General features: G+C 66.3%; 11 protein-coding genes and 1 pseudogene. 9 read left to right on the top strand and 3 right to left on the bottom strand.

Translation table 11 applies throughout. The features are described from left to right. Nucleotides 1-782 precede the first annotated feature (782 nt). Nucleotides 783-4,061, top strand: coding sequence for an Rne/Rng family ribonuclease (locus ACQR1D_RS14245; protein WP_434893876.1), 3,279 nt, complete (start codon nucleotides 783-785; stop codon nucleotides 4,059-4,061). Between the two features lie 111 nt (nucleotides 4,062-4,172). On the opposite strand, the pseudogene ACQR1D_RS14250 reads toward ACQR1D_RS14245, so the two are convergent. Both ACQR1D_RS14250 and ACQR1D_RS14255 read right to left on the bottom strand, forming a co-directional pair. Next, a pseudogene (locus tag ACQR1D_RS14250) lies at nucleotides 4,173-4,436 on the bottom strand (dicarboxylate/amino acid:cation symporter); the annotation flags it as partial. Nucleotides 4,437-4,473: 37 nt separating this feature from the next. Beyond that, nucleotides 4,474-5,673, bottom strand: a complete 1,200-nt coding sequence (locus ACQR1D_RS14255; RefSeq protein WP_315800157.1) for a pyridoxal phosphate-dependent aminotransferase — start codon at nucleotides 5,671-5,673, stop codon at nucleotides 4,474-4,476. A gap of 152 nt (nucleotides 5,674-5,825) precedes the next feature. Between ACQR1D_RS14255 and ACQR1D_RS14260 the strand changes: the two genes are divergently transcribed. After that, complete coding sequence (locus ACQR1D_RS14260; protein WP_315800158.1) at nucleotides 5,826-7,220, top strand: M48 family metalloprotease; 1,395 nt, start codon at nucleotides 5,826-5,828, stop codon at nucleotides 7,218-7,220. A 127-nt stretch (nucleotides 7,221-7,347) separates the two neighbouring features. After that, a complete protein-coding gene (locus ACQR1D_RS14265; protein ID WP_316180758.1) occupies nucleotides 7,348-8,112 on the top strand; it encodes a DsbA family protein in 765 nt (254 codons plus the stop codon). Between the two features lie 121 nt (nucleotides 8,113-8,233). Here the strand turns inward: ACQR1D_RS14265 and ACQR1D_RS14270 are convergent, their stop codons facing one another. Further along, nucleotides 8,234-8,902, bottom strand: a complete 669-nt coding sequence (locus ACQR1D_RS14270) for a GntR family transcriptional regulator (RefSeq protein WP_434839568.1) — start codon at nucleotides 8,900-8,902, stop codon at nucleotides 8,234-8,236. A 190-nt stretch (nucleotides 8,903-9,092) separates the two neighbouring features. On the opposite strand from ACQR1D_RS14270, the gene tcuA reads away from it, so the two are divergent. The 6 genes from tcuA to accC all read left to right on the top strand — a co-directional run bounded on the left by tcuA (nucleotide 9,093) and on the right by accC (nucleotide 15,238). After that, on the top strand, nucleotides 9,093-10,508 hold the full coding sequence (gene tcuA, locus ACQR1D_RS14275) for an FAD-dependent tricarballylate dehydrogenase TcuA (protein WP_316215713.1): 1,416 nt from the start codon (nucleotides 9,093-9,095) through the stop codon (nucleotides 10,506-10,508). Continuing rightward, nucleotides 10,495-11,592 carry a tricarballylate utilization 4Fe-4S protein TcuB gene (gene tcuB, locus ACQR1D_RS14280; protein WP_434839472.1) on the top strand — a complete coding sequence of 366 codons (1,098 nt, stop codon included), beginning with the start codon at nucleotides 10,495-10,497 and terminating at the stop codon, nucleotides 11,590-11,592. The genes tcuA and tcuB overlap by 14 nt, the downstream gene beginning before the upstream one ends. 173 nt (nucleotides 11,593-11,765) lie before the next feature. Further along, the gene (locus ACQR1D_RS14285; protein WP_315800162.1) at nucleotides 11,766-12,524 is read left to right on the top strand and encodes a DUF1236 domain-containing protein; all 759 of its coding nucleotides are present in this window, start codon (nucleotides 11,766-11,768) and stop codon (nucleotides 12,522-12,524) included. 264 nt (nucleotides 12,525-12,788) lie between these two features. Continuing rightward, nucleotides 12,789-13,268 carry a type II 3-dehydroquinate dehydratase gene (gene aroQ / locus ACQR1D_RS14290; RefSeq protein ID WP_315800163.1) on the top strand — a complete coding sequence of 160 codons (480 nt, stop codon included), beginning with the start codon at nucleotides 12,789-12,791 and terminating at the stop codon, nucleotides 13,266-13,268. Nucleotides 13,269-13,319: 51 nt separating this feature from the next. Then, nucleotides 13,320-13,805 carry an acetyl-CoA carboxylase biotin carboxyl carrier protein gene (gene accB, locus ACQR1D_RS14295; RefSeq protein ID WP_434839471.1) on the top strand — a complete coding sequence of 162 codons (486 nt, stop codon included), beginning with the start codon at nucleotides 13,320-13,322 and terminating at the stop codon, nucleotides 13,803-13,805. An 83-nt stretch (nucleotides 13,806-13,888) separates the two neighbouring features. Next, nucleotides 13,889-15,238, top strand: coding sequence for an acetyl-CoA carboxylase biotin carboxylase subunit (gene accC / locus ACQR1D_RS14300; protein WP_315800165.1), 1,350 nt, complete (start codon nucleotides 13,889-13,891; stop codon nucleotides 15,236-15,238). Nucleotides 15,239-15,268: the final 30 nt, after the last annotated feature.

The raw sequence follows: 15,268 nt of genomic DNA on the forward strand, positions 1-15,268 counted from the left end.
CATCCCAGCAAGGAAAGGTAATTCGCCCGGCCAACTGCCAAATCGATGCCTCCGCGGGATCGTCTTACCGCAACCAATCCCAGGGGTTAATCGCCAAATTTTGTCATTTTCGTTAAAGGCCACCGATTGTTGCGGTTCCGCGACGCTTCGCTTGCGCGACCTGACCATTCCTCGTATGTACGAAGGGCTGAAGGCTAATCCTTACTGCCGGTTGTGTCGCGTTCAACCTCCGGTGAAACGCCGGAAGCTTCGTGATCGGGGTGCTCGGTATCGAGTCCTTGATCGTGGCGGAGATTCCAGCGCCTTTCCGACGCTCCACCAAAGCCTGCGCGATCCCGCGCGGCCGCAACGGAGAGCGGTCACGAGCCGAGTGGCGCCTGTCAGGGCGCCTCCTCGCAGAGACCGCCCGGGCACCAGGTCAGACACGGTATAGCCTGATACCGCGCCCGTGACAGGGTGGGTATTCGATCCAGGCAAGCGTTTCGGCGCAATCTGGCCTTCGGCAACAGAGAAGGCGGCACCCGCTGCCGCCCACATATTCCAGACGGGCCGACGCTTGATGCGCCAGACTGAGTTGCCAACCATGACCAGCGGACGATCCGCGCCGATGCGGGGCCAGACCCCCGCCCGGCCAATCGCCCCGCCGGCATCAGGGTTGGCGCGGCGCGACCAGCTGCGTTTAGGCCTTCCCCTCACCCCCGAATCAGGTGGACCGTCGCGTCATCCGACAGCGCGCCACGCGCTCGCGGCCAATCGCGCCCGTCGCCTCCAAGAGTTCCAATATGCCCAACAAGATGTTGATCGATGCTACCCACCCGGAAGAGACCCGGGTCGTTGTCGTCCGCGGCAACCGCGTCGAGGAATTTGATTTCGAAACGGCCCAACGCAAGCAGCTCCGCGGCAACATCTACCTCGCCAAGGTTACCCGCGTTGAGCCCTCGCTGCAGGCCGCCTTCGTCGAGTATGGCGGCAACCGCCACGGCTTCCTCGCCTTCAGCGAAATCCATCCGGACTACTATCAGATCCCGGTCGCCGACCGGCAGGCTCTGATCGAAGCCGAGGAGCGCGCGCACCGCGAAGCCGAAGAGGAAAGCGAGAACCGCTCCAATCGCCGCCGCAACCGGCACCGCAGTTCACGGCGCCGCGGCAGCGGCGAACGCGTCCAGAGCGAGATCGTCGAGGCCGCCGAGGCGGGCCTCCCTGCCCAGACCGAGGGGCATGAGGCCGACCACGAGGCGCCTGAGCACCACGCCTATGCGCAGGACGATCAGCCGCACGCCGACGCGACCGAGCCGACCGAGGCGCAGGGCTTCTCCGAGGGCCCGGTCGAGACCCACGACCAGGACGCGCCGGGCGAAGCTCAACAAGGCGCAGCCGACGAATCGCACGGCCGTGCCGAAGAACCGCATGATGCCGTCGCCGCGCAGGCCCACGACGCCGCCGCCGAGCAGCCCACTGGCGAAGTCGCGCAGACCGGCGACGCGCCCGCCACCGAGGCAGCCAGCCCCGTCCTCGGAGCGGACGAGCACGCCGACGAGCATGACCATGAGAGCCACGGTCATGACGAGCATCATGATGGCGAGCACGAGCATGATGAGCTCGATCATCACGAGCACGACCATCACGAGCACGACCATCACGAGCACGACCATCACGAGCACGACCATCACGAGCATGATCACGATGAGCACGATCACGACGATGACGTCGCTCCCATGGCCGAGCACACAGATCACGGCGTCACCATCGTGCCCGGCGACGAGAACGGCTCTGAGGCCGTGTCCGGCGACCACGAGGACGACGAGGACGACGGCGAGGAGATCGAGGAAGAGCTCGTCGAATCCGTCGGCGGCGACGACGTGCTGGAAGAAGTGCCGGAGCGCACCTTCCGTCCGCGCCGGCAGTACAAGATCCAGGAGGTCATCAAGCGCCGCCAGGTGATGCTGGTGCAGGTCGTGAAGGAGGAGCGCGGCAACAAGGGCGCCGCGCTGACGACCTATCTGTCGCTCGCCGGCCGCTACGCCGTGCTGATGCCCAACACCGCCCGCGGCGGCGGCATAAGCCGCAAGATCACCTCCGCGCAGGACCGCTCGCGCTTGAAGGAAGTGGTGCAGGACCTCGACGTGCCCGAGGGCATGGGCGTGATCCTGCGCACCGCCGGCGCCAACCGCACCAAGCCCGAGATCAAGCGCGACTTCGAATATCTGCTGCGGCTGTGGGAAACGGTCCGCGACATGACCTTGAAGTCGCAGGCGCCGACGCTGGTCTACGAGGAAGGCTCGCTGATCAAGCGCTCGCTGCGCGACCTCTACAACAAGGAGATCGACGAGATCCTGGTGGCCGGTGAAGACGGCTACCGCGAGGCGCACGACTTCATGAAGATGCTGATGCCGACCAACGTCCGGGCGGTGAAACAGTATCGCGACGGCCAGCCGCTGTTCTCGCGGATGGGCGTCGAGAGCCAGCTCGACGCGATGTTCTCTCCGACCGTGCAGCTGCGCTCCGGCGGCTATATCGTGCTCAACCAGACCGAGGCGCTGGTCTCGATCGACGTGAACTCCGGCCGCGCCACGCGCGAGCATCACATCGAGGACACCGCGCTCAAGACCAATATGGAGGCGGCCGAGGAAGTGGCGCGGCAGCTCCGTTTGCGCGACCTCGCCGGGCTGATCGTCATCGACTTCATCGACATGGACGAGAAGCGCAACAACCGCTCCGTCGAGCGCAAGCTGTCGGACTGCCTGCGGCAGGATCGCGCGCGCATCCAGGTCGGCCGGATCTCGCACTTCGGCCTGTTGGAGATGTCGCGCCAGCGCATCCGTGCCAGCGTGCTGGAAAGCTCGACCGAGCCGTGCGCGCATTGCGGCGGCACCGGCCATGTGCGCTCGGTATCCTCGGTGGCGCTGCAACTGCTGCGCAGCCTCGAAGAAACGCTGATGAAGGGCGCGACCCACAACCTCGTGGTCCGCACCCGCACCGAGGTGGCGCTCTACGTGCTGAACCACAAGCGCGGCCATCTGCGCGACCTCGAGAACAGCTTCAAGGTCTCGCTCGCCGTCATCGCCGACCCGAGCGTGAGCGGCCAGCAATCCTTCATCATCGATCGCGGCGAGCAGGTGCATACGCTCGAGGCCGCCAAGGCGCTGCTCGCGGCGCAGGCCTCCGCCCCGCCGCTGGTGGCCGAGGACATCTACGACGAGGAAGAACCCTTCGACATCGAGACGGAATCCGAGGTCGAGACCGAGGAGACCGAAGGCCTGTCCGAAGACACGGCCGACGGCAGCGGTGCCGAAGGCGAGCGGGATGGCGCGCGTCGCAAGCGGCGCCGGCGTCGTCGCGGCCGCGGCGGCGAGACCCGCGAGGGCGCGCTGCCTGAAGGAACGGCCGGACTGCAGCCCGCGGAGCCGGGCCCTGCCGCCGACCAGTCAGCCGAGGACTCCGACGGCGAAGACGACGAGTCGGAGGAACAGCCTGCGTTCGCCCAGGGCGAGCAGACGGATCAGCCCGGCGGCGAGCGGCGTCCGCGCCGGCGTGGACGTCGCGGTGGTCGTCGGCGGCGCGGTGGCGCGGAAGAAGGTCTCGCCGCATCGATCGGCGACGAGCTCGCGCCGGCTTCGGCATCGGAGGCAGAAACCGCCGTGGCCGATTTCGACGGCAACGGCGCTTCCCACCACGACGAGGAAGAGCCGGCAGAACCCGCGGCGCCGGTCCGTGCGCCGGCCGCAACCGAGGCCGATGAGCCCCTCGCTGGCGCCTCCGCGCCAATGCCCCAGGCTGCTCCCGGTCAACCCGAAGTGCAGCAGACCGAGGCTCCGAAGACGGAATCCGAGAAGACCCCGCGGCGTTCGACGGTTCGCGAGAAGGTCAGCTTCCTCACCGAGCCCAGGCCGGAGAGCGCGGTTTCGGCCGTCAACGTCGCCGAGAGCAGCACGCCCGCTCCGGCTGCCGATGTCGCGGCGTCCGAACCGGTTGCCACCGAGCCGGCGGCCACCGATTCCTCGTCCCCTGCGGCCCCGCGCCGGGCCGGCTGGTGGTCCCGCCGTTTCGGTGGCGGGCAGTAGCCCCCGCTCTCCGACGCTTCAATGCAAAACGCCCGGCCAGATGGCCGGGCGTTTTTCATATGGCGTATGGCGATCGTTCCTGGCCGTGACGACCGGAGGCCGCTCAAGCCTCGTCACGGCCGTCTCGACATCCGACGGATCGATCTGCTGATTGAGCCGTCTCAGCAGGAGATCATGGTCGCGTTCGTCTTCCCTCCACGAGACGAACACGGCGGCCGTGCCGTTGCCGGTGATGCTGGCCAGCGCGCGCGGCTCGCGCATGAACTCGTCGATCGAGAACACGATCGCCATGCCCGGAACCAGGGCGGCTTCACGACCGCCAGCGTTGCTGGCCAAGGTGATGAAGCCGGCACCGTCAACGCCGCTCGTGCCCTTCAATCACGAAGGGTGCACAACCGACCTCACCCGCGCCCTAGCCTAGCCAGCGCGCGATCCGGGCCACCGCCTCACGCATGTCCTCGGCCGAACGCGCATAGGAAAAGCGCACGAAGCTGCGGCCGTGGATCGGATCGAAGTCGACGCCCGGCGTGGCGGCCACATGGGTCTCCTCCAGCATCCGCTTGGCGAAGTCGAAACTGTCGGAGGTGAAGTCGGACACGTCGGCATAGAGGTAGAAGGCGCCGTCGGCCGGCAGGAACCGGGTCAGGCCGGCCTTCGGGAAACCCTCGATCAGGATGCGGCGGTTCTCCTGGTAACCGTGCTTGATGGCCTCCATCTCGGCCCGGCCGTCGAACGCCGCTTCCGCCGCGATCTGCGACAGGGTCGGAACCGAGATCGCGAGGTTCTGCTGCAGACGCTCGATCGGCCGCACCAGCGCATCCGGCACCACCATCCAGCCGATGCGCCAGCCCGTCATGCAGAAGTACTTCGAGAACGAGTTGATGATCAGGGCCTCGCTCGACAGCTCCGCCGCCGTCACCGCCGGAAACGCGTAGTCCAGACCGTGATAGATCTCGTCGGAGATGAAGCGGATGCCGGCATCGCGTGCGGCTGCAATGACGCCGCCCAGCGCCTCGCGCGACATCATGGTGCCGGTCGGATTGGCAGGGCTTGCCACCAGCACGCCCTTCAGCGGCGTCTTGCGGTGCGCGGCGAGCAGCGCCTCGCCGGTCAAAGCGTGACGGTTCTCCGCCGTGGTCTCGATCAGCACCGGCTCGCAGCCCAGCGCCGTCAGGATGTGGCGATAGGGCGGATAGCCCGGCACGGTCACGGCCACGCGGTCACCGGGCTCGAACATCGCCAGGAACGCCAGGATGAATCCGGCGGAGGATCCCGTCGTGATCACGATCCGCGCCGGATCGATCTCGCAAGCATGCGTCTCGCGATAGTGCCGTGCGATTCGCTGCCGCAGCGACAGCAAACCCAGCGCCGAGGTGTAGTCGATGCGGGCCTGATCGAGCGCGGCATGCGCGGCCGCGATGGCCGCTCGTGGCGCAGCCGCCGCCGGTTGGCCGACCTCCATGTGGATGACATGTCCGCCGCCCGACTCGATCCGCTCGGCCGCAGCCATCACGTCCATCACCATGAACGGTGGAACATTGCTGCGCGCGGACGGCGCCGTCAGGTTGGCGATCCGCTGTTCCAATGTCGGTATCACTGTCGCATCCACCATCGATATCTGCTATTGACCCCGGCTGTCCGGACCCGCTCCGTGAACCGGTCGAGGTCAGCCCATGGGCCTCGTTCGCCGCAGATGAGCCGCATTCCGCCGTTTGGTGGGCAATAGCCCGTCTCGCGCCTCGCGCCAATTGCAAAGATCGCCTGATGTCGCTCCGTATCGTTCTTCGCAAGAAACTGTCCGGCGGGCTTGCCGCGGTCGTCGCGGCGGCCGTGACGCTGGCGCCGCTCGCGCCTGCGTCGGCGCAGCAGGGCAAGGGACCGCCGATCCTGCGCGACACCGAGACCGAGGTGCTGCTGCGCGAATATACGCGGCCGATCCTGCGCGTCGCCGGGCTCGAAAAGCAGAACATCCAGATGGTCATCATCAACGATGCGTCCTTCAACGCGTTCGTTGCCGACGGCCGCCGCATCTTCGTCAATTACGGCGCGATCCTGCAGTCGGAAAATCCGAATCAGCTGATCGGCGTGCTCGCACACGAGACGGGCCATCTCGCCGGCGGTCATCTCGCCAAGCTGCGCCAGCAGCTCGCCACCGCGCAGACCCAGATGATCATCGCCACCATTCTCGGGGCCGGCGCCCTCGCCGTTGGCGCGCGCGGCGGCGGCAGCGGCCTGGCCAATGCCGGCGCCGCGACGCTGTCGGCCCCGGGCGAGGTCATCCGCCGATCGCTGTTGTCGTATCAGCGCCAGCAGGAGGAGAACGCCGACCGTGCCGGGGTGAAATTCCTCACCGCGACAGCGCAATCGCCGAAGGGCATGTACGAGACGTTCAAGCGCTTCACCAATGAGAGCCTGTTCGCCGCGCGCGGCGCCGACCCCTATCTGCAATCACATCCGATGCCGGCCGATCGCGTCGAGGCGCTCGAGGGCCTCGCGCGCCAAAGCCCCTATTGGGACAAGAAGGACGACCCCGCACTGCAGCTGCGCCACGACATGGTCCGTGCCAAGATCTCGGCCTTCATGGAACGGCCGGACACGGTGGCACGGCGCTATCCATTGTCGGACACCGGCCTGCCCGCCCGCTACGCCAGGGCAATCTCCACCTACCTGCATGGCGACCTGCGCAGCGCCCTGAGCCAGATCGATGGCCTGATCCAGGTGCAGCCCAACAACCCCTATTTCTACGAGGTCCGCGGCCAGGCCCTGCTGGAGGGCGGCCGCCCCACTGAGGCGATCGCCCCGCTGCGCAAGGCGGTGCACCTGTCCAATAACGCCCCGCTCATCGAGATGTTACTTGGTCAGGCCTTGGTGGCATCCGAGAACAAAGCCTACACTGACGAGGCGATCTCGATCTTGCGCGCGGCGGTCGCGCGCGAATCCGAGGCGCCGCTCGGCTATTCCCAGCTCGCGATGGCCTACGGTCGCAAGGGCGATTATGCGGAGGCGGATCTGGCCTCGGCGCAGGCCGCCTTCCTGCGTGGCGACAACAAGACGGCGCGCGAGCTTGCCTCGCGTGCAAAAACCCGCTTCGCGGTCGGCTCGCCGGGCTGGGTCAGGGCCGACGACATCGTCACGGCAAAGCCGCTTTCCGGCCAGTAGGGTGTCGGACAGCGGGGGTTGGCGCCCGCTGAAGTTCTGAACTACTGCTATCATCCGATCCAGAATATCAGAATACCGTCACGACCATCGACAAGGACCCGATCATTTGACCCAGAGGACCTCCTTCATGCCGTCAGTCCGCACGCTCATTCCCGCGATGTTGCTCGCGCTTTCGCTCTGCGGCGTGCCTCAGCTCGCGTCGGCGGAGAGCTTCTCCGACAGCCAGCGGGGCGAGATCGAGACCATCGTCCGAAACTACCTGATCGCGCATCCCGAGGTGCTCGAAGAGGCGATGGCCGAGCTGCAGAAGCGTCAGACGGCGGCCGAGGCGGCCAAGCACGAGGCCAGCGTCAGCAAGAACGCCGAGACCATTTTCAACTCGCCGCGCGGCGTCGTGCTCGGCAACAAGGATGGCGACGTCACCTTCGTCGAGTTCTTCGATTACAATTGCGGCTACTGCAAGCGCGCGATGGCCGACATGATGGAGCTGATGAAGAGCGACCCGAAGCTGAAGGTCGTGCTCAAGGAATTTCCCGTGCTGAGCCAGGGCTCCGTCGAGGCCGCACAGGTCGCGGTTGCCGTTCGCATGCAGGCCCCGCAGAAATATCTCGACTTCCACCAGAAGCTGCTGGGCGGCCGCGGCCAAGCCGACAAGGCCCATGCGCTCGCCGTCGCCAAGGATCTCGGGCTCGACATGGCGCGCGTCGAGAAGGACATGGCGAGCCCCGAGGCCAAGGCGACGATCGAGGAAAACTTCAAGCTCGCCGAGGAGATGGGCATGAACGGGACGCCGAGCTACGTGATCGGCAAGCAGGTCGTGATCGGCGCCGTCGGCGTCGAGGGCCTGCGCGAGAAGATCAGCACGGCCCGCTGCGGCAAGGCGAGCTGCTGAGCATATCTGCCAAAGCGTCTCGCCATCATGGGATCAATCGAAGGCCGGCTGTCTCAGCCGGCCTTCTTCTTTGCCGTGAGCCGGTGAAGAAGCGACAGACCGGTGGCGGCAGCGCCCTCGCCTATCCCTTCAGCCTCATGCCGAGCCGGGTTCGAAGTGCCTCGCGGATGTGCTCGCGTGCAATCGCCTCTGCCCGATCGGGATCGCGGATCGCGATCGCCTCGATCAGCTCACCATGCTCGGCCGCGGCTGTTGCAGCACGTCCTTCGGCCGCAAACGTCGTGGTTCCCAGCAGCGCCGTCGCGACATGCATGTCCTCGAGGGCGGCGTCGAGATAGCGGTTGCGCGCGGCGCGCTGGATCGCACCGTGCATCAGCCGGTTCAGCCGCGCCAGCTCGGCGGCGTCCCCCGCGCTGACAAAGCTCGCATGAATGTCGCGGAGCGCCGCGACCTCGGCCGGCACGGCATATTGCGCGGCGAGCCGGGCCGCGGCGCCTTCGAGAATTTCCCGCATCGCGTACAGCTCGAGGACTTCGTTCTCGTCGAGACTGCGCACGATCAGGCCGCGTCCACCGGCCGGCTGCACCCACCCCTTGGCCACCAGCTTGCCGAAGGCCTCACGGACCGGCGTCCGGCTGACGTTCAACTTCTGGGCGACCTCGTCCTCCCGCAGCCGATCACCGGAGCGATAGAAACCGTTCTCCAGCGCATGGCACAGCGCACGAAATACCGCTTCGCCGAGAGAGACGTTGTCACGATCGATGGTGAGCGATGGCGCTTCCGGGGACATGGGGGTCACGATCTCACAACCTCGCTCCGAACAACAGCATATCTTGCATATTTTTGTATACAATAGTATACGATTTCCATGCCCACTGTAGCCCGCACTTCCGTACCCTCTATTGCCGGTCGGCCGATGGCGTGGCTGTGCGACCAAAGCCGATCCAGGGCCTGCCGCCTTGCGTCCGCGAGGGCCTGCGATGACTGATCAGAGCGATATCGCCGACCATCCCCAGACCTACGACGTCGTCGTGGTCGGCGGCGGCAACGCGGCCCTCTGCGCCGCCATTGCGGCACGGCGCGGCGGGGCCTCGGTCATCGTGCTGGAGGCCGCCTCGAAGTTCTATCGCGGCGGCAATACGCGCCACACCCGCAACATGCGCTGCGCCCATGACGCGGCAACCACGACGTTGAGCGGCCCCTACACCGAGGACGAGTTCTGGGACGATCTCCTGCGGGTCACCGAGGGCCAGACCAACGAGCAACTGGCGCGCCTGATGATCCGCGAGTCCAAGGACATGCTCGACTGGATCGTCGAACAGGGCGTGCGTTTCCAGCCCTCGCTCGGCGGCACGCTGAGCTTAGGACGGACCAACTCGTTCTTCCTGGGCGGCGGCCGGGCCATGCTCAATGCGCTGTATCTGACCGCCGAGCGGCTCGGCGTCGAGGTGCGCTACGAGGCCGAGGTGGTGGGGCTGGAGATCGACGGCAACCGCTTCCGCGCGGCGATCGTGCGGCACGGCGATGGCCGGATGCGCATCGCCGGCAGAGCGCTGGTGGCGGCTGCGGGCGGCTTCGAAGCCAATATCGACAAGCTGGTCGAGGGCTGGGGCGAGATCGCGCGCAACTTCCTGATCCGCGGCACGCCCAACAATCGCGGCACGGTGCTCGACATGCTGCTCGGCGCCGGCGTCGACAGCATCGGCGATCCGACCCAGTGCCACGCGGTGGCGATCGATGCGCGGGCCCCCAAATATGACGGCGGCATCATCACGCGGCTCGACTGCGTCGTGTTCGGCATCGTCGTCAACAACAACGCCGAGCGCTTCTACGACGAAGGCGAGGACGTCTGGCCGAAGCGCTACGCGATCTGGGGACGCCTCGTTGCTGCGCAGCCGGACCAGATCGCCTACATCATCTTCGACGCGAAATCGGCGAACCTGTTCATGCCGTCGCTCTACCCCGCGATCGAGGCGGCCAGCATCGCCGAGCTCGCTGGCAAGCTCGGCCTCGATCCGGACAAGCTGACCGCCACCGTCGCGCATTTCAACGCATCGGTGCGCGACGGACAATTCAATCCCGACATCCTCGACGATTGCCGCACCGAGAACCTGATGCCCCCGAAATCGCATTGGGCGCGCCGCATCGACAGCGGCCCCTACTATGCCTATCCGGTTCGGCCCGGCATTACCTTCACCTATCTCGGCGTGCGGGTCGATCACGCCGCAAAGATGATGATGAAGTCCGGCGGTCCCGCCGACAACATGTATGCCGCAGGCGAGATCATGGCCGGCAACGTGCTCGGCCGCGGCTATGCCGCAGGAATCGGCATGACGATCGGCAGCGTGTTCGGGCGCATCGCCGGCCGGGGAGCAGCGACACATGCAGCGCAGTGAGGCGTTGACCGAGGCGGATCGCCTGATGACGATCTGCAATTCCTGCCGCTATTGCGAGGGACTCTGCGCCGTGTTTCCGGCGATGGAGATGCGCCGCGCCTTCACGGGCGGCGACCTCAACTATCTCGCCAGTCTCTGCCATGCCTGCGGCGCCTGCTACGTCGACTGCCAGTTCGCGCCACCGCACGAGTTCGATGTTCGCGTCCCCTCCGTCTTGGCCCGGGTGCGGCACGAGAGCTATGCCGACTGTGCCTGGCCGCGCGCGCTGGCGCCGCTGTTCAGGCGCAACGGCCTCGCGGTGTCGCTCATCGCGGTGATCAGCATGGCCGCGTTCATCCTCGGCATCGTGGCCTTCAACGATCCGGCCGCGGTGTTTGCAGGCCGGCACGGCCCCGGCTCGTTCTACGCGCTCATGCCCCACAACGCGATGGCACTGTTGTTCGGCGCGGCCTTCCTGTGGGCCATCATCGCCTTCATCATGGGCGCCCGGGCCTTCTGGAATGACATCGGCGAGCCGAGCTCGACCCTGACGCGGCCACGTCCACTGCTGCGCGCCGTCCGCGACGCAGCCAGCCTGCGCTATCTCGATGGCGGCGGCGTCGGCTGCTACAACGAGGACGAGCGGCCGCGCGACACCAGGCGGTTCTATCACCAGCTGACGTTCTGGGGCTTCATGCTCTGCGTCGCATCGACCAGCGTTGCGACGCTCTACCACTATCTTCTGCACCGTGAGGCGCCGTATCCATTGTGGGATCTGCCGGTCGTGCTCGGCACGCTCGGCGGATTGGGCATCGTGCTCGGCCCGCTCGGACTCTACACCGCCAAGCGCAGGCGTGAGCCTGCGATGATGGATGCGGGCAGCCGCGCCATGGACGTCGCGTTCCTGGCGATGCTCGTGCTCACCGGCGCAACCGGTCTCGCCCTCCTCTTGCTACGCGAGACCAGCACGATGGGCCTGCTGCTCGCGCTCCATCTCGGTGCGGTATTCGCGCTCTTCATCACGATGCCCTACGGCAAGTTCGTGCACGGCCTCTATCGATTCTTGGCTCTCGTCCGCTACGCGCGCGAACGTCACGGCGCGTAGCTCATGCGAGCGCGACTGATCGCCACGATGGTCATGCGGCGTTCATGACCCTGAGCATCCGTTCATAAGGTTGCGATCTGCGACATTTTTCCGGAACGATCGGAGACGCGCGGAACGACTCCTACTTCCTGCCGTTGTCGGCGCGGGCAGTGCCAATACGAGGAGGATAGAGGATGACCAATCGCTTGATGGTATCAGTTGCTGCAATCGCGCTCCTGGCGGGTGCAGGTTTTGCTCATGCGCAAGGTGCCGGCGGTGCGGGCGGCGCAGCTGGACAGTCCGGCGGCGCAGCCATGCAGGGCGGTGCGACCGGTGGTGCTGCCGGCGGAGCATCGAGCGGCGGCATGAACGCGCCCGGCGGCGCGATGCATCGCGACAGCGCCTCGCCTGCGGCCGGCGGCGCGTCCGACATGCGCTCCAGTCAATCGGAACAGAAGCCCGGTGCGACCAAGAGCCAGCACGCCGAGGACGGCATGAAGGGCCCGGCCACCAAGGGCGCGAGCACCGAGAGCGACAGCAAGGGCGGCGCCAAGAACATGAAGGCCGAAGGTCGCGAGGGTCGCGACAACAACATGAAGGCCGAGGGGCGCGACAGCAAGACCGGCACCAGCACCAATGCCGAAACCAAGACCGGCACCGAGCGTTCGCAGACCACCACCGGACAGGCCGGCGCCGCTGCCAAGCTCACCACCGAGCAGCGCACCAAGATCACCACGGTGATCCGCAGCCAGCGCGTCGAGCCGGTGACCAACGTCAACTTCAACATTTCCGTCGGCACAAGGGTGCCGCGCGAGGTTCACTTCCACCCGCTCCCGACCGAAGTCGTGACGATCTATCCGGAGTGGCGCGGATATGACTTCATCCTGGTTCGCGAGCAGATCGTCGTGATCGATCCTCACACCTACGAGATCGTCGCGGTTCTCAACGTCTGATCCCGACCAGGCAGGCGACGAGAACGAGGGGCGGGCAGCAATGCCCGCCCCAACCTATTGCGCAAAGCGCGCGCGGGAGCCATCACACGCAACGCGTGCAGTCCCGTGGACAAAGCCGGTTGTTCAGCAATTTCGTACTCTTAAGACGGTTTTTTCGTGTGACGGACCAAGCCTCGGTCAGCCTACCCGGCTGCCGAAAGGCTTCCCCTTGGCGGCTTTGTTACCTATAACGCCGCCCACTGCCGCCACACCGCCGGGATGGGAATGGCCGACGCCGCGCACAACACGATCTATGTCCTCAACGGACCCAACCTCAACCTGTTGGGCACCCGCGAGCCGGAGACCTACGGCCATGCCACCCTGGCAGACGTGGAACGGCTGTGCGTCGAGACGGCCGCCCGCTTCGGCCTGACGGCGGAGTGCCGGCAGTCGAACCATGAGGGTGTGCTCGTCGATCACATCCATGAGGCCCGCAGCCGCGGTGTGGTCGGAATCATCCTCAATGCCGGCGCCTACTCTCATACCTCCATTGCCCTGCACGACGCGCTGATGGGGGTGAAGATTCCCACCGTCGAAGTGCACATCAGCAACATCCACGCCCGCGAGAGCTTCCGGCACCATTCTTTCACCGCGAAGGCCGCGTTTGCCTCGATCTGCGGCTTCGGCATCGACGGCTACCGGCTGGCGATCACCGGCCTCGCCGCCAAGATCGGCGCCAAAGCCGTCACGCAGACCGACATCTAGCGCAAGCCTGACGTCACAGTCCTCACGCATCCCAACGTTCCGGATCAGATCATGGCGCCCCAGCCCGACGACAAGACCATCGCGAAATCCGAAGACAGCCAGCTCATTCGCGAGCTCGCAGCGCTGCTGGATGAGACCAGCCTGACCGAGATCGAGCTGGAGCGTGCCGGCCTTCGCATCCGCGTTGCCCGCAACGTGACCGTTGCGGCGGCCGTCCATTCGGCCATCGGAGCCGCCACCGCTGGCGTTCCCGCGGTCGCGGCCGCCACCGCGGCAGCCGCCGGCGCGGACTTGTCAAAACATCCCGGCGTGGTGCCCTCGCCCATGGTCGGCACCGCCTACTGGGCGCCCGAGCCCGGCGCCAAGCCGTTCGTCGAGGTCGGCTCCAAGGTCTCGGTCGGCCAGACCCTGATGATCATCGAGGCCATGAAGACGATGAACCAGATCCCGTCGCCGCGCGCCGGCACGGTGACGCAGATCCTGGTCGAGGACGGCCAGCCCGTGGAGTTCGGCGAGCCGCTCGTCATCATCGAATAAGCGCGACTAGCGGACGGCGACGAGCGAATGGTCCGCCATTCCACGTCCGCCGCTCACTACTCGCCACTCGCGCCCGAGGCACAATGTTCGACAAGATCCTCATCGCCAATCGCGGCGAAATCGCCCTTCGCATCCTCAGGGCCTGCAAGGAGCTCGGCATCTCCACCGTCGCGGTGCATTCCACCGCCGACGCCGATGCGATGCATGTCCGTCTCGCCGATGAAAGCGTCTGCATCGGGCCGCCGCCGTCGAAGGACAGCTATCTCAACATCCCCGCCCTGCTCGCCGCCTGTGAAATCACCGGCGCCGACGCCGTGCATCCCGGCTACGGCTTCCTGTCGGAGAACGCGCGCTTCGCCGAGATTCTTGCGGACCACAATCTGCATTTCATCGGGCCGAAGGCGGAGCACATCCGCCTGATGGGCGACAAGATCGAGGCCAAGAAGACGGCCAAGCGGTTGGGTATTCCGGTGGTGCCCGGCTCCGACGGTGCGGTGACGCCCGACCAGGACGCGATGGCGATCGCCAAGGAGATCGGCTTCCCGGTGCTGGTCAAGGCCGCCGCCGGCGGCGGCGGCCGCGGCATGAAGGTCGCCCACACCGAGGCCGATCTGCAGCTGGCGCTGACCACAGCGGCCAACGAGGCGAGATCGGCGTTCGGCGACGCCTCGGTCTATCTGGAGAAGTATCTGCAGAAGCCGCGCCACATCGAGATCCAGGTGCTCGGCGACGGCCGCGGCGGCGCCATCCATCTTGGCGAGCGCGACTGCTCGCTGCAGCGCCGCCACCAGAAGGTCTGGGAGGAAGGCCCCTCCCCGGTGCTCGATGCGGCCGCACGCGCCAAGATCGGCAATACCGTCGCCAAGGCGATGCAGGAGCTGAAATATATCGGCGTCGGCACCATCGAATTCCTCTACGAGGACGGCGAGTTCTATTTCATCGAAATGAACACGCGCATCCAGGTCGAGCATCCCGTCACCGAGATGATCACCGGGATCGACCTCGTGCTGGAACAGATCCGCATCGCCGCCGGCGGCGACCTGCCGATGAGCCAGGACCAGGTCGTCATCAACGGCCACTCGATCGAGTGCCGCGTCAACGCAGAGAACCCGGTCAGCTTCCGGCCCTCGCCCGGCAAGATCCAGCAGTACCATCCGCCCGGCGGCCTCGGGGTCCGCATCGATTCCGCCGTCTACCAGGGCTATGTGATCCCGCCCTATTACGACTCGCTGGTCGGCAAGCTCATCGTCCACGGCAAGAGCCGGGTCGAGTGCCTGATGCGGCTGCGGCGCGCGCTGGACGAGATGGTGGTCGACGGCATCGAGACCACGCTGCCGCTGTTCCGCGCCCTGGTCCGCGAGCCCGCAATCATCGACGGCGACTATCACATCCACTGGCTCGAGCAGTATCTGGCCGGCCAGAAGACCGACTGAGCGGCCGCATTCAGAAAACTGTCATCCGAA

Source organism: Bradyrhizobium sp. HKCCYLRH2047, assembly GCF_051168175.1.
In the GTDB taxonomy this organism is placed as follows: domain Bacteria; phylum Pseudomonadota; class Alphaproteobacteria; order Rhizobiales; family Xanthobacteraceae; genus Bradyrhizobium.